Origin of the sequence: Acaryochloris sp. 'Moss Beach' (assembly GCF_021497025.1) — a bacterium.
Taxonomy (GTDB): domain Bacteria; phylum Cyanobacteriota; class Cyanobacteriia; order Thermosynechococcales; family Thermosynechococcaceae; genus Acaryochloris; species Acaryochloris marina_A.
In genome coordinates, this window is the sequence record NZ_CP071717.1 from 770,740 (window position 1) to 790,201 (window position 19,462).

Below are 19,462 nucleotides of genomic sequence, written 5' to 3' on the forward strand. Positions count from 1 at the left end.
CGTGTGGGAGTAGACTGTGATTATGGAAAACTCTAAACCTATTGTTAGCGTTATCATTCCCACGTTTAATAGAGCTAACCTACTGATACCTGCCATTCAAAGCGTATTGAATCAAACTCTCGAAGATTTTGAATTGATAGTCGTCGATGATGCGTCTACGGATGACACTCAACAAAAAATTACAGGTATTGACGACCCACGAGTGCGATACATTTTGCAGGAAAAAAATCTCGGTGAGTGCGGTACCCGAAACACAGGCTTAGGTGCAGTCCAAGGCCAATACATTGCTTTTTTGGATTCCGATGATGAATGGTTGCCCAACAAGTTAGAAAAGCAACTCAATGTGTTCCAATCTGCCCCGGATGAAGTGGGTGTGGTTTATTCATGGCTGCAGGTGATGAACGATCAGGGAAAGATCGTTCGGATGCGAAAACCTGATATTAACGGAGATGTTAAGGATTATCTGATCTATAAGAATCTCATTGGCACACCGTCAACGGTCATGATCAAGAAAGAGTGTATTGAGTCAGATCTGCAGTTTGACACCAATCTTCGGTGTTGCGGGGATTGGGATATGTGGTTGCAGATTTCTGAAAGCTATCAGTTTGAAGTGGTCCCTGAACCTTTAGCCCTTTATCGTGATCATGATGAAGATGAACGGGGCTCAACCAACCATGCCATGGTAACTGAAGGGCATCTCGTCTTTGTAGATAAGCATCACCAAGGCATTGAAGAGTTTTATCGGCAGCCGAGCACGTTAGATAACAAGCATAAATCTCTATATTTGTTTGAAATCGGCAGGCGGTTGATGTGTCATGGGCATGAAATAGGTCTAGTGGATGCCATCAACACAGGCAAAAGATATCTTTACTTAGCGGCACTAGCCAATACGTTTGACGTTTATTTGTGGATGAATTATTTTGCTGCTTGCTGTGGCAGTGTCTTTTATACTTCGTTCATTCAAGTAGAGAATCGCTTTCGATCAAAACTGGGATCAATACGAAGAAAAGTGACTTTCTCATATAGTCTCCAGTAAGTAGGTTGAGTTCTAACTTGGACTCCCAAAGCGACTATAAATGTCTTAAATCAGTGTTTTGGCTGAATCTGGAAAAGGACTTAGCACGCAGTTGCCCTTAGAATAGCGACTGACCATAGTCAGGTAGAATATTTCAGCCCTAGTTCGAAACTGGGTTGAACTAAAATAATGGTTAATTTTCAGAATCTCAAGACCTACGAGTCTAGTGGGATTGTTCAGCACTACGCTCAACTCCAGCAGTTACAACCTGCTGAAGCAGCCATACTGACCCAACTAAAAGACCAGTTGCCCACAATGACCATGCTGGATATGGGAGTAGGGGGAGGGCGAACCACTCAACACTTTGCCAAGCTTGCTGCAGATTACAGGGGTATCGACTATTCGTCTGGGATGATCAGTGCTTGCCAAAAACGATTTGCAAGTTCTATAGATCCCAACTCTTTTACCGTCTGCGATGCGCGGGACATGAGTTGTTTCGCTGACAACACGTTTGATTTTATTCTGTTTAGTTTCAATGGCATTGACTATATTGAGCATTGCGATCGCATCCAGGTATTGCAGGAAATCCAGCGCGTGGGTAAGCCAGGGGGCTATTTCTGCTTTTCTACCCATAACCTTCAAGGAATGGAGCAGGTATTTAATTGGCGATCGCATCTCAGCTACAACCCCATCAACACCTATATAGAACTCGTGATTTGGTCTTTACACAGAGTCTTTAACCGATCTTACTCTCTACAACAACTCCAATCCTCTGCCCATGCCATGATTCGAGACGAACCCCATAATTTTCGCCTGCGCACCTATCATATTCGCCCCCAAGAACAACTCATTCAACTCGCATCAGGATTCAAAAACATCAAAGTTTACTCCTGGAACCAAGGAATTGAACTGAGTCCTAAGGACCTATCTTCAAACACAGATATGTGGCTCTACTATCTCTGTAACATTCAATAACAACACAGCCAAGAGATCTCTAATCCGTCGTCCCATCCAAATCCTAGACCTGACTTTCTTCACAAGACCCTTGCAATTTGTAATACCGCCTTGCAGTCGCTGTAGAATACGCAACTAATAGTTCTGCACTGATTAAATATGTCAGAAAAGATACTTGGTGGACGGTACAAAATTCTGCAACCTCTTGGGAGTGGAGGGTTTGGTGAAACTTTCCTAGCTGAAGATACTCAATTTCCTGGCAATCCTCACTGCGTCGTCAAGAAACTGAAGCCTCAGCTAGAGAATCCCAGCATCTGGCCAGATGCTTGCCGCCTTTTTCAGCGAGAGGCAGAAAGCCTTTCCCAGCTAGGTAATCATGATCAAATTCCCAGGTTACTAGCCCATTTCGAAGAAGAAGAACATTTCTTCCTCGTCCAAGAACTGATTAATGGGGCAGATCTAAGTCGAGAACTGGTGCCAGGTAAACAGTTTTCGGAATACTACACGGTCACATTATTAGATGGAATTCTAGAAGTCCTCGAATTTGTCCACCAGCAGGGGGTCATTCACCGAGATATGAAGCCCTCCAACCTGATTCGTCGCCAGCCCGATGGCAAAATTATTCTGATTGATTTTGGAGCAGTTAAGGCCGTTGGTCTACAAACCACCATCGCCCATGGCAATACGGCTCAAACGATCAGCATTTGTACCCCTGGATATACCCCCAATGAGCAATATTCAGGCCAACCCAAATTCAGTAGTGATGTCTTTGCTGTGGGTATGGTGGGTATTCAAGCCCTGACAGGTCAACTTCCCAATCAACTAGAAAAGGATCCGCAGACTGGAGAAGTGATTTGGCAAGATCAATCCACTGTCAGTCCTCACCTCGCCACCATCCTCAACAAGATGGTGCTCTATGACTTTCGGCATCGCTACCAAAATGCCACCGAAGCCAGAGCCGCTTTGCAGTACTTGCTAACCACGCAACCGATTTCACAACCCATATCTTCTGTCTCTACACCAACTACCGCAATTTCAAGTGGCCCCAATGTTTCACCGCTATCTAGTGCCCTGCCCTCTTCCCCCTCAATGTCGATGAAACCCAAGTTACCCATCCGCACTTTCTTCGCTGCACTGTTTTTAGGCTTATGCGGTGGCGCGGCAAGTGCCGTATATGTTGTATCTCGTTACTTTCCTACCGCTTTTGCGCCAACCGTAGCTTCTGCACCTTCTGAAACCTCGGAGACTTCTGTGCCAGATAAGACGGTGGTGGAAGGTGGACCGGGGGAAGGGTTTACGCCTGAAGTATCTGGGAAAGGCGCTGCCGACACTGACGCTTCCCCTGAAACCATTACAGCGGCCAGCGCACCTGTAGTGGTGGATTACACGCCCCTAAAAGAGTCATTAGCTGCTGGGCAGTGGAAAAATGCGGATCAAATCACCCGCGACTTACTTCTCAGTGTTACTGGACGCGCAGGCAGCACTCTTCGTGTGGAAGATTTAGAACAGATTCCTTGTAAAGACCTACGCACCATCAACCAATATTGGGAGCAATCGAGTCAAGGACGATTTGGATTTAAAGCTCAAACAAAAGTTTGGCAAAACTTGGTTGGGAAATTTACAGATAACACCAATGTTCAGCATAATAACTCAGACACTGCTCTAATTGAGTTTGTCAAACGAACGAAGTGGTTTTATCCAAAATACGGTAGCATTTTGCCTTATAGATATGGAAATTTAGCCTTTGCCTTAAATTCTCCACTAGGACATTTACCCGCAAAAGTATTTTTACCATTCGAATCCCCCAACGACTCAACATCTTTGAAAGGTGCAGCAATTTTAATTCCAACGCTGGCTCAAAGAGTTTCTTTTTGTGAGCGTGAGACTGCACCAAATAAGTCTTCCACTTAGTACATCAAGACCAGTGACAGTAGTGGAGATGGAGACTCTATGTCTCATCCAAATGCTCAGCAACGGCTTGATAAAGACTAAAAACATGCTGATCTTGTAACTGATAAAACACATGCCTACCCTGCTTGCGATAACTCACTAACCGAATGGACTTGAGGGTTCGCAATTGATGAGACACCGCTGATTCGCTCATATCTACGGCTACGGCTAAGTCTTTAACACAGAGTTCTTTCTCAGCTAGCAAAGACAATATCCGTAATCGATTTGCATCGCCTAGCAGACTAAAAAACTCAGCCATTCGTTGTGCTTTAAGAGGATCTAAAAGCTGCCCCTGCAGTTGTTGGGTTTGCTGTGGCGGCAGGGTAAAGCTTGGATCACAGTCAGGCTCAGTAGTTAGTCCAGAGGAATGGTTGAGTGATTGGTCCATACCAATATTGTAAATCTCTCGATCGGTGATGACCTAGCCAATAATCTTGCTCTGGTTGCTTGTGCATTATGGATCTCAAAGATACGATTATGGTGCAAGAAAACCCAATTTCATCGTGATCCCCTTATCCAGAATCATCCTCCAACTCAAGGATGTAACAGCTCGGGTATGGTTTTCACCCACCCACCCTTTACCTTCGTCAGACTTAACAGCCCTCTATGGCTCAACAAGAAGATACCCAGCTAACAGGCCCCGGCATTGGATTGACATTCTTGTATTACTTCAGCATGACAGTAATCATTGTGATGTTTGTGGGATCTCGTTCTGAAGCCTTTACCTTTGCCTCTCCTGAACTGCGTCAGTACGGTACTCTAGCAGGTTTGATAGCTGGCATCATTGGCACTATCATCAACCGTAATGTGGCGATGGTCATTACCTTTCAAAATCGCACTCAATTTCAATCTCGCCTCAACAAAAAGATGGTAGAAATCGGGTTTGAGCTAGAAGAACTTGAAGAAGAAACAGCTGATATCAATTCAAACCCTGAGTCAGAGGAAGAATACTTGAGCTATTCTCGACCAGGCTTAGCTGGAAAGCTTGCAGGAGGGATATATGTAATCATGTTCGATCGTTCCGCCACTATTTCTAGTCGAGCCATCAATATTCGACGTATTCGCAAGCTCCTATAAAGCAGCTACTTAGGCGAAGATCCACGATCAAGCGGTACCATGATCAGTGTTTCTTCACCTCAAATTTGTACTCCATCTTCTCTCGACTACTATGGCTAATCCGGATCCATCCCAGGTACCTGCCTCTACTGATAATACCGAGGCCACAGCAACACCTTCAGAACCAGCAGCCGTAGAAACATCCGAAGCTACTGAACAAGGCAGTGCAGCTCGCCAACTATTAGGTATGAAAGGGGCTGATACGGGCGATACCAATATTTGGAAAATTCGCTTGCAGCTGATGAAACCCATTACCTGGGTCCCCCTTGTCTGGGGGGTAATTTGTGGAGCCGCTGCATCCGGTCATTTTACCTGGACCTTTGAGCATGTTTTGATGTCAGCTGTTTGCATGTTGATGTCTGGGCCATTGCTAACGGGATATACCCAAACCATCAATGACTTCTACGATCGCGATATTGATGCCATTAACGAACCTTATCGCCCCATCCCCTCCGGAGCCATCTCTATTCCCCAAGTTGTAACCCAAATTATTGTCCTGCTAGCAGCGGGCATAGGTGTTGCTTATGGGCTCGACCGTTGGGCGGGCCATGAGTTTCCCACATTAACAGTACTCGCTATTTTTGGATCCTTTATTTCGTTTATCTACTCAGCTCCCCCCATCAAACTCAAACAAAATGGCTGGACGGGCAATTTTGCCTTAGGAGCTAGCTACATAGCTTTGCCTTGGTGGGCAGGCCAAGCCTTATTTGGCACTCTCACTCCCAAAGTCATGGTGTTAACGCTGGCTTATAGTCTGTCAGGATTAGGCATTGCTATTATCAACGACTTCAAAGCCGTAGAAGGTGATCGCGAATTAGGACTCAAATCTCTCCCAGTTGTCTTTGGAATTAAAAAAGCTGCCTGGATTTGTGTGCTGATGATCGATGTTTTCCAGATTGGCATGGCACTATTCTTAATCAGTATTCACGAGAATCTATATGCCGTTATCCAATTTTTACTGGTCATTCCTCAAATTACCTTCCAAGATATGTACTTTCTGCGTGACCCCGTCAAAAATGACGTGAAATATCAGGCCAGCGCCCAGCCATTTCTGGTACTAGGTACGCTAGTAGCGGGTTTAGCCATAGGCCATGCGGGTTTGTAGCTGAGCTAGTTGCTAAAAAAGCTAAAGTTCTGAAGATGGTGTAGGAACCTCAACCCCTTCCTTTTCTCAAGATTAATTGGTGGCTTGTCAAGCCTAAAAAAATAAGCTCTGGCACATCAAGTACCAGAGCTTATTGATGCAAGTGGTTGTTTACCAAAGTGCTCTCACAGGTGGGGGAGAGGGAGGATCATCCCGTGTGGGTGCTGCTGAGTCCTGTTGAGGAGTAGGCTGCTCGGGCGGATCAGGTAATGATTCCACAGGAGTTGGAGGTTGACTGCCCGGTTCTGAAACAGGTATTTCAGTTCCTGGATTAGGTGTTTCTACACCTGGAGGTACTGTGGGAGGCGTACCTGTAGTGGGGGGTGGTACCGAACCCGGAGAAGGTGTTCCTCCTGGGACTGAGCCTGGGCCGGGTGAGGGGCCTGGGATAGGAATTGGTACAGGAAATGGAATCGGATTCGGACTAGAACTATCAGAAGGTGGTGTTTTTGGATCGGGTGTTGGGTCTGGCGTTAGCTCAGGAGTTAGCTCAGGTCCAGGATCGGGAGCTGGCTCTGGCCCAGGATCTGGTGTTGGGGCCGGCGCTAGCTCAGGAGTTGGCTCAGGTCCGGGATCAGGTGTTGAAACCGGTCCGGGATCAGGCCCAGGATCTGGTGTTGGGTCTGGCGTTAGCTCAGGAATTAGAACAGGTCCGAGATTTGGTGTTGGATCTGGTCCAGGATCTGGCGTTGGGTCGGGTTCAGGATCTGGTGTTGGAATAGGTTCTGGGTCAGGTGTTGGATCTGGTCCAGGAACGGGTGTTGGATCTGGCGTTGGATTAGGTCCAGGATCCGGTGTTGGGTCAGGATCTGGCATTGGATCAGGTCCAGGATCCGGTGTTGGGTCGGGTTCAGGATCTGGTGTTGGAATAGGTTCTGGATCCGGTGTTGGATCTGGTCCAGGATCTGGCGTTGGGTCAGGTCCAGGATCTGGTGTTGGATCTGGCGTTGGGTCAGGATCTGGCGTTGGGTCAGGATCTGGTGTTGGGTCAGGTCCAGGATCCGGTGTTGGGTCGGGTCCGGGGTCCGGCGTTGGATCAGGTTCTGGATCCGGTGTTGGATCTGGGTCAGGTCCAGGATCTGGTGTTGGATCTGGCGTTGGGTCGGGTTCAGGATCTGGTGTTGGAATAGGTTCTGGATCCGGTGTTGGATCTGGGTCAGGTCCAGGATCTGGTGTTGGATCTGGCGTTGGGTCAGGATCTGGCGTTGGGTCGGGTCCGGGGTCCGGCGTTGGATCAGGTTCTGGATCCGGTGTTGGATCTGAGTCAGGTCCAGGATCTGGTGTTGGATCTGGCGTTGGATCTGGCGTTGGTTCAGGATCTGGCGTTGGGTCAGGTCCAGGATCCGGTGTTGGGTCGGGTCCGGGGTCCGGCGTTGGATCAGGTCCGGGCTCTGGCTTTTCTACAGTTGTATTTTCGGAAGCTTCATTGTCATCTGGATCAGGATCGTTCTCGTTCCCTTTGGCACTAGCAGAATTCGTTAAAGTGCCAGGAGAATCAGCTTTGACCGTTACTTCAAGTACCGCACCCTCACCATTTGCCAAATCAATGGGATTACAAGTTATCGTGCCGCTTGTTTCAGTGCAACTTAAAAGACCGCTATTATCTTCAGCTGAGACAAACATCACACCTGCTGGCAACACGTCAGTTAAGATAACGCCAGTGGCTGGATCAGGACCGTTATTCGTAACTGAAATTTTGTAGGTAATAGTGTCTCCTACGGCAACCGGATCAGCGGCATCCTTTTTCTCAACCGTAAGATTGGCTTCGTTACTGACCGTTGTATCAATTTTGGTATCGTTATTACTTTTGTCAGTTTCGACCAAGTCACTCAGGGGACTCTCTACAGAGGCTGAGTTAACAATTTCTCCTTCTTGGGTCGGAGACACCACAATTTCTAGTTTGACAACTTGATCTTTGGCAAGGTCACCTAGATTACATGTAACCGTTCCACTGGAATTCGAACAGTTACTAGGTAGCGTAACTACATTGACTCCAGCGGGAAGATTTTCAGTAACAGTGACTCCTTCAGCTGTGTCAGGGCCAAAATTAGTGACGGTCAGGGTATAGGTCAAATTCTCGCCGACACTGACCGGATCAGCGGACTCCGCTTTGGTAATCCCTAAGTCATACTCCGTAATTTTGAGGGGAGTTGGGTCATAAAATTCTCCACTATCTGGGTAGTCTGAGAGTAAGGTTTTAGACCCATCTAGTCCCGGTGGGATTTGATCTCCTGCTAAAGATGCTTGGTTATAAACAACTGCAAATTCTGCATCTTCGGGAATTTGGACATCAACCGTAATTTGGCCTGTTTTATTTGCTGGAACGGTTAAACCTTTGATATTGAAGGTTTTATTGTCAGCTGAAAAATCGACCGTTCCCCCAAAGGGATTATTTACAGATAGGGGGTTGATAAACTCGCCCATCTGTTGCGGGCATACTATCCGAAAAATCTACCGTCAACGGAAACCCATTGGGATTCACCACATTGTAGGTATAGGTAACAATCCCTCCTGGTTTAACAGCGCTAGGTGATACCGTTTTTTCTATTTTTGGAGCGCCTGTACAAGAAGCCCCATCATTTGCACTAACCTTAGGCGCACTACTCAGAAAGGTTGAAGCTCCAGTGCCAGACTGAACATCAAATCGATAAAATTCTCCCTTATTGTGATAACCAAATAAATTACCAAAGGCATCGAAATAAGTTCCACCGACTGCTGTACTCACAGACGTTTTCTGGGGCTGGAACGCAACGTTCCCTGTTGCCGGATCAATAACTGCAACTTGATCTTTACCGGCATTTACGCCGTACAGTTTGCCATCTACAGGGTTGAAGGCAATATCAGCCACGCCTGGATTAGCTGAAAGCTTAATAGTTTTCTGGTACTGAGCATTGGCACCAGACACATCAATTAAATGAAGTTTGTTTCCCCTTTGAATATAGTAGGTACCATCAGGGGCAACATCCCCCGAATAACTACTACTGGGTAAACCAGGAGGAATGCCCATAGAAGTAGCTACACCATTGGCATCAATACGATAGACTTCTCCCGTACTAGGGTGTATGCCATAAATAAAGCCATCTTGGACATTGAAGCCAATGGCATTGTATTTAATCCCTGGGCTCGTCCCACCAACAGGGGTTAACTGATAAGGCGTAGTACTGGTGTCAACGATAAAAAGTTGTGTCGGATCTTTCCCTGTTTTGCCTTGAGCTATGAAAAATTTGCCGTCGCAAACAAATGGCTGGCCTTTTTTATCCTGAGCAATTGCTAGATCGCCAAAGGCAAACAATGTCAGCAGAAAGGTGCTCAGCGGAACTTGTAAAGCCAGAAATCTCAACCAACGGGACATACTTGCTCCCCCAATACATTATTTGCTAGTTGTCTCTACCACTAGATTCAAAAGGCTCAGTCTCATTTGCACTCGAACTAGGATTGAGAAATTAGAAAACTTTAACGTCAATCATAGATTTCATAGTTGGAAAGTATCATACATATTGAGAAATTGATCTTAAATTGTTGATTGAGCAGAAATCTAGAAGTTCTCGATATAGAGAATCTATGGTGACAAATTCTTTCTGCTTTCTTAGCTAAGCTAGCGATATATTCTATACCTTTATAGAAGGCTGATAACACTTACTGGCTTAAATTTTATTTCTGTAAATATTTTAGACGAATATATCACGTTTGGGTTTCAAGATCTCTCGAAAAATATTAAAATATTGCGAAATGCTTTTGAATTTAGTAATTCTAGTTTTAGGGAAGAATATTAGCCTTAAAAGGCTTGCCTTTTGTTCACCTATAGGTTGAAAAATTCTAAATCTCAAGAGAAATCAGGCTACAAGATTTGTGACAAGAAAAGTTTGGTTCGTTCTTCTTTGGGATTTTGAAAAAATTGCTCTGGAGCAGCTTCTTCGACGACAGTACCTTGGTCCATCAGCAGAATACGGTTTGCTACTTCTCTGGCAAACCCAACTTCATGGGTAACCACGACCATAGTCATGCCAGATTCAGCTAACGATTGCATGACGACTAACACTTCTTTTACCATCTCAGGATCAAGGGCAGAGGTGGGTTCGTCGAACAACATAATCTTGGGCTGCATGGCGAGAGCCCGTGCGATCGCAACTCGTTGCTGCTGTCCTCCCGACAACTGTCCAGGATATTTATGGGCTTGCTCCAAAATATCGACCTGTTCCAAAAGCTGCATCGCCACCTCTTCTGCTTTAGTGCGGGGCCAACGTCTCACCCAAATCGGTGCCAAGGTGATATTTTGCAACACCGTCAGATGGGGAAATAAATTAAACTGCTGAAACACCATCCCCACTTCCCGGCGAATCGATTCAATATGGCCGAGGTCTGGGGATAGCTCCATGCCATCAATGACAATCTGTCCTTGCTGATAATCTTCTAAAGCATTAAGAGTACGAATAAAGGTAGACTTGCCTGACCCTGAGGGTCCCATCAGTACGACTACTTCTTGGCGCTCCACCTTTAAATCCACGCCCTGTAAGACATGAAAAGCGTCGTACCACTTGTGGACATCTGTGGCCACAATAATTGGATTCATTTCAGTCATTGCAGTTTATCTATCAACCGGAATACAACAAGCCTCACTTCACACCGAGTTGACGCTCTAAACGCCGACTTCCCAAAGACATCAGATAACAAAATAACCAGTACAGCAAACCAATAAATAAATACACTTCTCCATGCCGACCAATAAATCGTGGTTGAGAGAGAACGGACCGTGAAATCCCCGTCAGTTCTACAAGACCAATTATCGATAGTAGTGAAGTGTCTTTAAACAATCCAATAAATTGCCCAACAATTGTGGGGATGACCGATCGTAAGGCTTGCGGTAACACCACCAAACTTAAAACCAAAACTGGATTGAGCCCCAACGCTTTGGCTGCTTCCATTTGACCTTGAGGGATCGACTGTAAGCCCCCCCGTACATTCTCTGCCAGATAAGCTGCACTAAAGAGTGTGAGACCACAAATTGCCCGCAAGACTGCATCTAACTGTACTTGGCTTGGCAATACCAGTGGTAACATCACCCCGGCAATAAAGAGAACTCCTATTAACGGTAACCCTCGAATCACTTCGATGTATAAGATACAGAGAGTCCGAATCACAGGTAGGGAACTGCGCCGTCCTAAAGCCAATAGCACACCTATTGGGAATGACAGGGCAATACTAACGACTGCCGTCAGCACGGTCAATAACAACCCTTGCCAAACATTAGTTCCGATGGCGCTTAATCCCAACCCTCCCATTAATAGCCATAGGATCATAAACACGGTTAGGAACCAAACTGAAGGCAAACCTCTGCTGATCAAGCGAGGAGATAGGTGAGCTTTCAACCACGGTCCCCCCAGTAGGTTGAACAAAGCAACACTGCCTATCGCTGCAACCCATATTAGCTCTGGGCGTTGCCCACCCACTAAAGGGGCAACGCTTAAGCCAATTGCAGTCAAAATCCCCACACTGATGGGTACAGTCCGGTTCCACTGAATGACACCTGCTGTCAGGCTGGTTACTGCGGAAACCAGCAATACAATCAACCATACTCGCCAAATTTGGTCGAGGGGAAAGCGGCCGACAAAGAACAAGCGTAAGTTGGCTTGCAAAACCGTCCATTGCGCCTGACTAAACATCCACAGAAATAGACCTCGTCCCCCAAGATAAATAATCCAGAGACTAATCACCGTTAGCAAACAGTTGTACCAAGTGCTGAAGAGGTTGCGGCGCAACCAGATCAATATAGAGGAAGCTGAAGGCGTAATCGGAGATTTCGGCGGCATTGGACTCATTGCTCTATCGCTCAACCAATTGAATGCTGCGGTTGTAGAGATTCATCAGAATTGAAATCAGTAGACTCATTGTTAAATAGATCGCCATTAACAACAGGACAATCTCAACCGAGCGTCCGGTATCTTCTAAGGAGGCAGAGGCTACATAGTAGATATCGGGGTAGCCTACTGCGACGGCTAGGCTAGAATTTTTCGCCAAGTTCAAATATTGACTGGTTAACGGTGGCACAATCACCCTTAAGGCTTGGGGGAACACCACAAATCGCATGACTAGTGTCGGCTTTAGCCCTAAAGCTCGTGCCGCTTCTGACTGACCGATGGAAACAGAGCGAATACCTGCTCGCACGATTTCAGCAATAAAGGCTGCCGTATACAAAGTAAGGCCCAAGAGTAAAGCGGAAAATTCTGATGTGAATTGTAAGCCACCCGTCACCACGAGTTTGTCCACTTGGGGTTGGCTGAGGTCAAACGGTAAGTGCTGGGTGAACAGGGCGATGCCTCCTGCCAAGCCCATGAGCAATAGTAATGGCCATAACCAGGCAAAGATGATGCGTCCCTGCTCGATTTGTAACCGAGTAAGGTAGCGCCATAGCAAGAAGGCCAGTACACTGCCGATGCCCAAAGCTATTAGCCAGGTCGAGGTTGATGCATTAGCCCGTAGCCAGGGGAAAGCCACTCCATTTTTGCTAAGAATGATTGGTCCCGGAAGTTGAATTCGATTTTCAAAGGTTGGCAGCTTCAAGAAAACAGCCAAATACCAGAACAGTAGCTGTAGCAGTAAGGGAAAATTCCGCAAGGTTTCCACATACACCGTTGCTAGCTTACGAACTAGCCAGTTATCTGATAGGCGAGCAATCCCTACTCCAATACCAATAATGGTCGCTAAAAAAATTCCCAGAACAACGACCCGCAGGGTATTGAGAAGGGCTACCCCAAAAGCCAGAGCAATGTTATCCGTCGGTGAATACTCGATTAGAGTTTCACCAATACTGGGTCCAGATTTAGTGAACAAAAAGTCAAAGCCAAAGGGTAAGCGCAGACGCTGCAGGTTTTGAATGAGATTGGCACCGAAGTAAACAATAACCAATCCAATTAGAAGTAGAACCAATGCTTGGAGCATCCCATCCCTCACACGGGGTTGGCGCCATCTTGGTCCCTGGCGAAGCTTGGCCATGAAGTTTTCCAGCAATTCGTAAGATGACTCTACCAGACACCAGGGGGCATAGAAGTTAGTTATACTCCGAACGAGTTGAAAGTTTACTTTTTTCATGAGCTTCAAATCCCTTGCTAGAGAGAGTTTTAGCTTAATCTAAAATGTTAAGCCCTCAGCCGTTGGCAGTATATTAGAGGAGAGGGGGAAATGTTCCTTCACCCAGGCTTGTGCTTGGTTAAGATCTCTGAGCTCCCCATCTAAGGTAGCGGCCCAAATAGCTGTCAACATCTCTTTAAACTGTCGACTGGGGCGATACCCTAATTGAATCAAGTCCTTCCCCGTTAGTAACGGTTTTCGGCCAGACCAATCAGATAGATATTGCCACAGCCATTGACGCCTTCTGACACTACTATGAATCCCTACTAAAATCAGTGTTGAGATGGGGTGAGGCTCCAATAGGGCTGCAATCTGACTAGGGGATGCCTGGATAGGTTGATTTTCCAACTCTTGCAATACCCCATCCAGGGCCTGAAGTCTCTGTTGAGTCGGTTCGGGTAAATGCAAATTCGTTGCTACTGAGCAGCGTTCCATCGTGGGTAAGGCGGTCAGCAACACTTCTAGAATCAGCAACCAAACCGGGATTTCTGGATGAGTTTCCTCAAATATGTTGTACCAACGAATCGCTAACCGCACTTGCTGCCACCACTGTTTATCTATCTGTAACTGAGGATGTATACATTGCAAAGCACCTAAGTCAGCTAGCAAAGTCAAGGCTCTCACCCAGTGAGATGTTTGAAAAATATACTTCAGTTCGTTCTTGAGGCGAGATTGTAAAGCTGGTGCTTTATCCTTCTCTGCCTGGACTTGGGTATAGATACCACTTGCGATCGCATGGCGAATATACGCTTCGGTATGCTCTCCAATCTCAAATTCTAGTCGAGTCGCGAACCGCACCGCCCGAAAGATTCGCGTGGGATCTTCAATAAAGCTATTGGGATGTAAAACCCGAATCTGGCGATCCTGCAAATCCACCACCCCCCCGAAAAAATCCAGTAGCTCGCCGCTCGGCTGGGGCTGAAATCCCTGGCGTGTCAATCTAACTGCCAAGGCATTAATCGTAAAATCCCGTCGATACAGGTCCTGACGGATAGAGCTGGCTTCCACCTCTGGATTAGCTGCAGGGTAGGGATAAAATTCACTGCGAGCCGTCGCAATATCAACGGAAAATCCGGCTAACTCCGATCCAGAGGGCCAAATAAGAGCCGCCGTTTGGAACTGGCCATACACCTGTAATTGAGTTTCAGGATAGGCTTCCTGCAAGGTTTGAGCGAGGGCAACCCCTGCAGCTTTTGCCGTTGTTTCCACGCCATCGACAACAAGATCGAATTCCTTAACGGTAAAGGGCTGGCTGGGACCCGACAGCAGCAAATCGCGAACTGCTCCTCCTACAAGGTAAAGTTGCCAACCTTGAGTAGTAGCGGCATCAGCCGCAGTCGTTAACAAAGTATGCAACGTCGGAGACAGTTGCGATCTCAGTTGCTCCTGAATGGATGTGCTTACCACTTTTTGATGGACCGGAAGTACAGGATGCTTGAGCTGATGCAACTGCCGCAGAATATCCGTGCGTGTCACAATCCCTACCAGTTGACCCTGTTCCACCACCGGCAACCGACCAATATCATAGGTAACCATCATCAGTTCAATTTCAGGCAGGGAAGTATTCAGATCAATCGTGCGGACCGGAGCCGTCATATACCCCTTTACTGGTGCATGCCCAAAGCCATGATGGAGGGCGATATCTAGATCCCGCCGAGACAAAATTCCCACTAACTGATCCTCGTCATTAACCACCGACAGCCCAGAATGTCCGTATCGCAATAAAATCCGCCGGGCTTGATCGATGGTAGTCGTAGGGCGAATGGTTCTGACTGGGGAAGACATCAAGTCAGCAGTCATGGGCGGCAAGGGCATCTGCTCAAGCAGCGTTGCCACTAGGTCATCTATCACCGCTTGAGGCATTTCTGTTTTCAACGTTACGGCAGCTGCACGGGCATGTCCCCCACCCCCTAGGGGTTGCAATAGCCCATTCAGATCAACCCCCTCAACCCGAGATCGGCCAATCACGCTTAGTTTTTGGGATTCAGCCTTGCCATAGACATGCCCCAGCAAAAAACTGTCACTATCGTGCAAAAGCATGAGCTGTGAGGTCAGACTGGCTAAGCCGGGCACATAAATCTCTGTCTTTAACATCACCCAAGACAAGGACTTTCCACGTCTAGACTGGGTTTGCGTTAACTCCAAGGCTTGAGCCAGCAGATCTTGTAAATCTGAGGGAAAAACAGGTTCGGTATACTCTGCGATCGCCCGTTGATTGGCCCCTTGTCCCATCAACCAGGTCAAAGCAGCCGCATCCCGAACCGTCGAACTCGGGTAAGTGAGAGACCCCGTATCCACATGAATTCCCAAAGCCATTGCCGTCGCCACCGTTACGGGCAGCTCCAGGTGTTTTCGCTGCAGCTCTTCCGCGATCAGAGTAGTGGCTGCGCCCACCGCTTCAAGAATCATCTGATCGGTGGCAATATCTCCTGTTGTTGACAGATGGTGATCGTAGATTTTGACTTGAACTTGGGGAAGATCAAGCCAGTGTGCAGCGGGTCCCAGAAGCTTACGCCGTTGGGCATCTACGATTGTAATCGAGCGAAGCTGTTCTACATTGACAGCCCGATGCTCAATCAGGGGAAATTGATCTCGATAGAGCCCCAGAAACTCCCGAACCGTTGGATGGGCTCCACCACACAGAACAATTCGAGTCCCTGGATGCAAATGAGTGATACCGACAGCAGCTCCCAACGTATCAAAGTCTGCCGTTCGATGACATAAAACAATATCCATCCAGCCTATTTACATCCCAACGCTTACTGCCCCATCGACTTCAGTCAAGTAAATCCCCTCTTTTAGGGTATGATTATCTGGCGTAGGCACTATCAAATGCCTAGTTAATTTGCTTATATTTAAACTTCTTTCAGGACTGGATTGGGAGAGAATCATGTCAGTATTGTTTCAACTTTTAATTGCTGCTTTCGTTGCCTTATCTTTTGCAATGATAATTGGCGTACCTGTGGTTTTCTCTACAGGTGATGCATCGGACGACGCCAATAAACTCATTTGGGGTGGTGCTGCTGCATGGGTTACTTTGCTATTCGTAGCTGCATTAGCCTCTATCGTTGTTATCTAGGTTCCTTCCCAAATCATGAACCTTGAGCATTTATGTTTCAATCATCAAGCTCAAATGTTCTAGGAATCGCTTTTGTATTCTGATCTGTGTCTCTAAATTGATAAAGGTTAAGGCAAACTGGAATGGCTGTCTTTGAAGGCAAATTTACGCATTCGGCATCCTTCCGGTTTGCTATTGTTATTGGGCGTTTTAATGACCTAGTGACCAGCAAACTGCTGGCAGGTTGCCAAGATTGTCTACATCGTCATGGCGTTGACACCAATGAAGCTGGGACTCAGGTTGACTATATTTGGGTGCCAGGAGGCTTTGAGATCCCCCTAGTTGCTCGACAGCTGGCCTTATCTCACTGCTACGATGCTGTCATTTGCTTAGGGGCAGTCATCCGTGGTCACACCCCTCATTTTGATTATGTTGCTGGTGAAGTTTCCAAAGGGATAGCGGCGACGAGTTTACAAACGGGTGTTCCAGTCATTTTTGGCATTCTGACCGTAGATAGTATGCAACAGGCCCTTGAACGGGCAGGTATAAAAAGCAACAAAGGCTGGGATTTTGCCATGAATGCCTTAGAAATGGCTAGCCTAATGCATCAGCTCCGGCCACAGCTAGCTGTAACGGATGCTAATAATCAAAGTCTAGGCGAAACAGCCGTATTACCTCCAGGCGTAAGCAACGCCCAAGCCTCTAATACTTTGAAGTCTGAATCCAATAATTCCTAATTTATTGACAGACCCGGCTACATTTGAGAAGCTAGGTAAGCAAGAGGTTTATTTGCGGGTATAGCTCAGTGGTAGAGCGTCACCTTGCCAAGGTGAATGTCGCGCGTTCGAATCGCGTTACCCGCTTTTTTAAAGTCAATTCTCTTCCCATAAACTTCAGGTAGAATGGGGGAATCTTCGCTAACCATTTTCATCTGTTGTTGCAAAAGGTGAAAATATTGATTCCGTCTCTCCCCCTAAAGTTGGAGCAATGATTCTGGATCATCGATACCTCCATATTACAGGCTAGATCATCTGAAGGAACCTGTTAGTTCGTGCCTTCCACGAAAATCAACAAAATAGACATAAGTAGTCCTTATCCATGTCCCTGTCGACGGCATGGTCACCTTAGCCCCATCATTCTCACAGAGGCCCTCGGGTGTGAGCAATGTCATCGTGTTTTTGTTGTGAAACCCGATGGGTATACGATTGAACAGTGTTCAGACTACCCCCATCAAAGTTGGTATTGGACCGGGCGTCGGTGGCAACCCTCCCGAAAAAGGAAACCCCTATTTTATTTGCGGTTACTTCTATTCTGGCTACTGGTCATGGGCATAATTGTATTAGTCCTATTCCCAACGCTTCTTCCCTTGTCTTTCAAGAGGGAGTTTCGGCTCGGCCTTGCTGTATTCATGGCAGTCCCCACTCTTCACCTCGGTTCATATCTTTATCGACGTTAATTGATGTTTTTTGCCTATGGATGCTGCTCAAAGATTTGACCTGAACACAACAGTGCATCAGGCTCACATTGCCTCGCAGAAACTAGCACTTCTGCCACATCCAAAGCGTAATGAATTGCTGCGTTGTTTGACTCGAATCCTGCAAGATCGCCAGGATGATTTGTTAGAAGCAAACACCATAGATTTAGAAGTCAGTCGTGACCTAGCCATTCCCGCCCTAGTTTTGAACTGGCTAAAGCTAGCTCCAGAACGTCTGCAAACCTTGGGGCTGATGTTGAGCCATTTGGCAACAACAACTGACCCGTTGGCTATGACCGCCTTTCCCCAATCCACCTTTATGGTGGCTCCAGGCTATGCCAAATTACAACCCCGTGGCGTCATTGCCTTTATTTATGAGGCGTTTCCAGACTTAGCGTTGTTGCTAGCCGGTATGTGCTGGAAAACGGGCAATGCCTTATTGCTGAAGGGAGGAACTGAAACTAAGCATTCTAACCAGGTTGTCACCGAACTACTCCATGCTGCCTTGACAGCAGCTGATTTACCCTTAACTTGTGTGCAATCTATCCCTTGCGATCGCAACATTTCAATCTCCGATCTCGTTTCCCGAGACCTGCCCATCGATCTTGTAGTGCCTTACGGTCGCCCCAGCTTGGTCCAACAGGTTGTGCATCAGTCTACCGTACCCACTTTGCAGTCTGCCATGGGTAACTGCTATCTTTTTTGGTCTGACTCGGGCAGTACAGACTTGACCCGCTCCATGATTATCAATAGCCATCAAGGCAGTCCAGATGCGGTCAATGCCATTGAAAAAGTCTTACTGACCCCTAACATTAAACAGTCTCGACTCACGCTCCTATGGAGTACCCTCAAGGATAAAGGGTTTGAGCTACGGGGAGATGCCACCCTGGCAGCTGAGTTCCCAGAGTTAATCCTGGCAACTAGGGAAGAGTGGCAGCAGCCTTATCTCCAAAAAATCGTGGCTTTTCGCGTCGTTGATGATTTAGCCGATGCCCTCAACTGGATCAACCGCCATAGCAGTCATCACGCCGATTGCTTAGTCACTGATTCTTATCAGGACAGTCAACAATTTATCCAGGGTGTTCGCAGTTCTCAAGTATTTATCAACACCAGCCCTCAATTTTTGCGACAATCCAGTGGGCCCGGAGGATCTCTCGCAATCGGAATGAGTTCCGCCAAAAGCCTTTCTCCTGGGGTGATTAGCCTTGAAACCTTAATGACTTCCAAGCAAATTATTCAAACCTCGTGACGAAACCTTATTCAAGGATCCATTAACCAAAGGTTGAACCATTCCATCCCCACATCATGCCCTTTGCATCCGCAAACTCAATATAAATTCGCTGTTTAGGGACTCCTAAAGCGGTTTCAAGCTGTTGGCAAAACTCCTGGCTCATCGCTTGCGTCTGAGGACTACTCATGGTGCCTACACTTTTAATTTCCACGTAACACACGGGCTCGGTCGTGCCAGCAAAAGTCATAGGCATTTCTGCTTCAAAAGCTGTCATCACATAGGATTCTGGCTTCGCCAAATGCTGAGCTAACCGAGCAGACAATTGTTTTAATAAGGTCTCCACAACAGGCTTCTCAGGAGCATCTATCGAAGATTGCACTTTAATTAGAGGCATA

At 46.9% G+C, this 19,462-nt stretch carries 16 protein-coding genes and 1 tRNA gene; 9 read left to right on the top strand and 8 right to left on the bottom strand.

Annotation, left to right across the window (positions count from 1 at the left end):
* Positions 1-22: 22 nt before the first annotated feature.
* From HRE53_RS03640 to HRE53_RS03650, 3 genes are all read left to right on the top strand, one after another.
* Positions 23-1,036, top strand: coding sequence for a glycosyltransferase family 2 protein (locus HRE53_RS03640; RefSeq protein ID WP_235109114.1), 1,014 nt, complete (start codon positions 23-25; stop codon positions 1,034-1,036).
* A gap of 168 nt (positions 1,037-1,204) precedes the next feature.
* Positions 1,205-1,990, top strand: coding sequence for a class I SAM-dependent methyltransferase (locus HRE53_RS03645; protein ID WP_235109115.1), 786 nt, complete (start codon positions 1,205-1,207; stop codon positions 1,988-1,990).
* Between the two features lie 138 nt (positions 1,991-2,128).
* Positions 2,129-3,880 (top strand): serine/threonine-protein kinase, encoded by a 1,752-nt coding sequence (locus tag HRE53_RS03650; RefSeq protein WP_235109116.1) that lies wholly within the window; start codon positions 2,129-2,131, stop codon positions 3,878-3,880.
* Between the two features lie 37 nt (positions 3,881-3,917).
* Here HRE53_RS03650 and HRE53_RS03655 read toward each other — a convergent pair whose 3' ends face one another.
* On the bottom strand, positions 3,918-4,307 hold the full coding sequence (locus HRE53_RS03655) for a helix-turn-helix transcriptional regulator (RefSeq protein WP_315876244.1): 390 nt from the start codon (positions 4,305-4,307) through the stop codon (positions 3,918-3,920).
* A 218-nt stretch (positions 4,308-4,525) separates the two neighbouring features.
* On the opposite strand from HRE53_RS03655, the gene HRE53_RS03660 reads away from it, so the two are divergent.
* The gene (locus HRE53_RS03660; protein WP_235109117.1) at positions 4,526-4,996 is read left to right on the top strand and encodes a hypothetical protein; all 471 of its coding nucleotides are present in this window, start codon (positions 4,526-4,528) and stop codon (positions 4,994-4,996) included.
* A 91-nt stretch (positions 4,997-5,087) separates the two neighbouring features.
* Positions 5,088-6,140: a chlorophyll synthase ChlG gene (gene chlG, locus HRE53_RS03665; RefSeq protein ID WP_212662265.1), complete on the top strand. Its 1,053-nt coding sequence runs from the start codon at positions 5,088-5,090 to the stop codon at positions 6,138-6,140.
* Positions 6,141-6,290: 150 nt separating this feature from the next.
* Here chlG and HRE53_RS03670 read toward each other — a convergent pair whose 3' ends face one another.
* From HRE53_RS03670 to HRE53_RS03695, 6 genes are all read right to left on the bottom strand, one after another.
* Positions 6,291-8,603: a DUF11 domain-containing protein gene (locus HRE53_RS03670; protein WP_235109118.1), complete on the bottom strand. Its 2,313-nt coding sequence runs from the start codon at positions 8,601-8,603 to the stop codon at positions 6,291-6,293.
* A complete protein-coding gene (locus HRE53_RS03675; protein WP_235109119.1) occupies positions 8,569-9,531 on the bottom strand; it encodes a DUF6923 family protein in 963 nt (320 codons plus the stop codon). Before HRE53_RS03675 ends, HRE53_RS03670 begins: the two co-directional genes overlap by 35 nt.
* 486 nt (positions 9,532-10,017) lie before the next feature.
* Positions 10,018-10,758, bottom strand: coding sequence for an amino acid ABC transporter ATP-binding protein (locus HRE53_RS03680; RefSeq protein WP_283250024.1), 741 nt, complete (start codon positions 10,756-10,758; stop codon positions 10,018-10,020).
* Positions 10,759-10,792: 34 nt separating this feature from the next.
* Positions 10,793-11,986, bottom strand: coding sequence for an amino acid ABC transporter permease (locus tag HRE53_RS03685; protein ID WP_315876548.1), 1,194 nt, complete (start codon positions 11,984-11,986; stop codon positions 10,793-10,795).
* A 13-nt stretch (positions 11,987-11,999) separates the two neighbouring features.
* Positions 12,000-13,169, bottom strand: coding sequence for an amino acid ABC transporter permease (locus HRE53_RS03690; RefSeq protein WP_212662267.1), 1,170 nt, complete (start codon positions 13,167-13,169; stop codon positions 12,000-12,002).
* A 135-nt stretch (positions 13,170-13,304) separates the two neighbouring features.
* The gene (locus HRE53_RS03695; RefSeq protein ID WP_235109121.1) at positions 13,305-16,040 is read right to left on the bottom strand and encodes a CBS domain-containing protein; all 2,736 of its coding nucleotides are present in this window, start codon (positions 16,038-16,040) and stop codon (positions 13,305-13,307) included.
* Between the two features lie 154 nt (positions 16,041-16,194).
* Here HRE53_RS03695 and psbZ point away from each other — a divergent pair, with 154 nt between their 5' ends.
* The 4 genes from psbZ (at position 16,195) to HRE53_RS03715 (ending at position 19,085) form a co-directional block, all read left to right on the top strand.
* A complete protein-coding gene (gene psbZ / locus HRE53_RS03700) occupies positions 16,195-16,383 on the top strand; it encodes a photosystem II reaction center protein PsbZ (RefSeq protein WP_212662269.1) in 189 nt (62 codons plus the stop codon).
* Positions 16,384-16,505: 122 nt separating this feature from the next.
* Entirely contained in the window at positions 16,506-17,099 is a 594-nt protein-coding gene (gene ribH / locus HRE53_RS03705; RefSeq protein WP_235109122.1) for a 6,7-dimethyl-8-ribityllumazine synthase, read from the top strand.
* 54 nt (positions 17,100-17,153) lie between these two features.
* Positions 17,154-17,225, top strand: a tRNA-Gly gene (locus tag HRE53_RS03710).
* A gap of 609 nt (positions 17,226-17,834) precedes the next feature.
* Positions 17,835-19,085, top strand: coding sequence for an aldehyde dehydrogenase family protein (locus HRE53_RS03715; protein WP_212662271.1), 1,251 nt, complete (start codon positions 17,835-17,837; stop codon positions 19,083-19,085).
* Positions 19,086-19,107: 22 nt separating this feature from the next.
* Here HRE53_RS03715 and HRE53_RS03720 read toward each other — a convergent pair whose 3' ends face one another.
* A complete protein-coding gene (locus HRE53_RS03720) occupies positions 19,108-19,461 on the bottom strand; it encodes a phenylpyruvate tautomerase MIF-related protein (protein WP_235109123.1) in 354 nt (117 codons plus the stop codon).
* Position 19,462 lies beyond the last annotated feature (1 nt).

Coding starts and splice junctions, on each gene's coding strand:
- HRE53_RS03640 (WP_235109114.1), top strand. CDS start 23: ATGGAAAACTCTAAACCTATTGTTAGCGTTATCATTCCCACGTTTAAT.
- HRE53_RS03645 (WP_235109115.1), top strand. CDS start 1,205: ATGGTTAATTTTCAGAATCTCAAGACCTACGAGTCTAGTGGGATTGTT.
- HRE53_RS03650 (WP_235109116.1), top strand. CDS start 2,129: ATGTCAGAAAAGATACTTGGTGGACGGTACAAAATTCTGCAACCTCTT.
- HRE53_RS03655 (WP_315876244.1), bottom strand. CDS start 4,307: ATGGACCAATCACTCAACCATTCCTCTGGACTAACTACTGAGCCTGAC.
- HRE53_RS03660 (WP_235109117.1), top strand. CDS start 4,526: ATGGCTCAACAAGAAGATACCCAGCTAACAGGCCCCGGCATTGGATTG.
- chlG (WP_212662265.1), top strand. CDS start 5,088: ATGGCTAATCCGGATCCATCCCAGGTACCTGCCTCTACTGATAATACC.
- HRE53_RS03670 (WP_235109118.1), bottom strand. CDS start 8,603: ATGGGCGAGTTTATCAACCCCCTATCTGTAAATAATCCCTTTGGGGGA.
- HRE53_RS03675 (WP_235109119.1), bottom strand. CDS start 9,531: ATGTCCCGTTGGTTGAGATTTCTGGCTTTACAAGTTCCGCTGAGCACC.
- HRE53_RS03680 (WP_283250024.1), bottom strand. CDS start 10,758: ATGACTGAAATGAATCCAATTATTGTGGCCACAGATGTCCACAAGTGG.
- HRE53_RS03685 (WP_315876548.1), bottom strand. CDS start 11,986: ATGCCGCCGAAATCTCCGATTACGCCTTCAGCTTCCTCTATATTGATC.
- HRE53_RS03690 (WP_212662267.1), bottom strand. CDS start 13,169: ATGGCCAAGCTTCGCCAGGGACCAAGATGGCGCCAACCCCGTGTGAGG.
- HRE53_RS03695 (WP_235109121.1), bottom strand. CDS start 16,040: ATGGATATTGTTTTATGTCATCGAACGGCAGACTTTGATACGTTGGGA.
- psbZ (WP_212662269.1), top strand. CDS start 16,195: ATGTCAGTATTGTTTCAACTTTTAATTGCTGCTTTCGTTGCCTTATCT.
- ribH (WP_235109122.1), top strand. CDS start 16,506: ATGGCTGTCTTTGAAGGCAAATTTACGCATTCGGCATCCTTCCGGTTT.
- HRE53_RS03715 (WP_212662271.1), top strand. CDS start 17,835: ATGGATGCTGCTCAAAGATTTGACCTGAACACAACAGTGCATCAGGCT.
- HRE53_RS03720 (WP_235109123.1), bottom strand. CDS start 19,461: ATGCCTCTAATTAAAGTGCAATCTTCGATAGATGCTCCTGAGAAGCCT.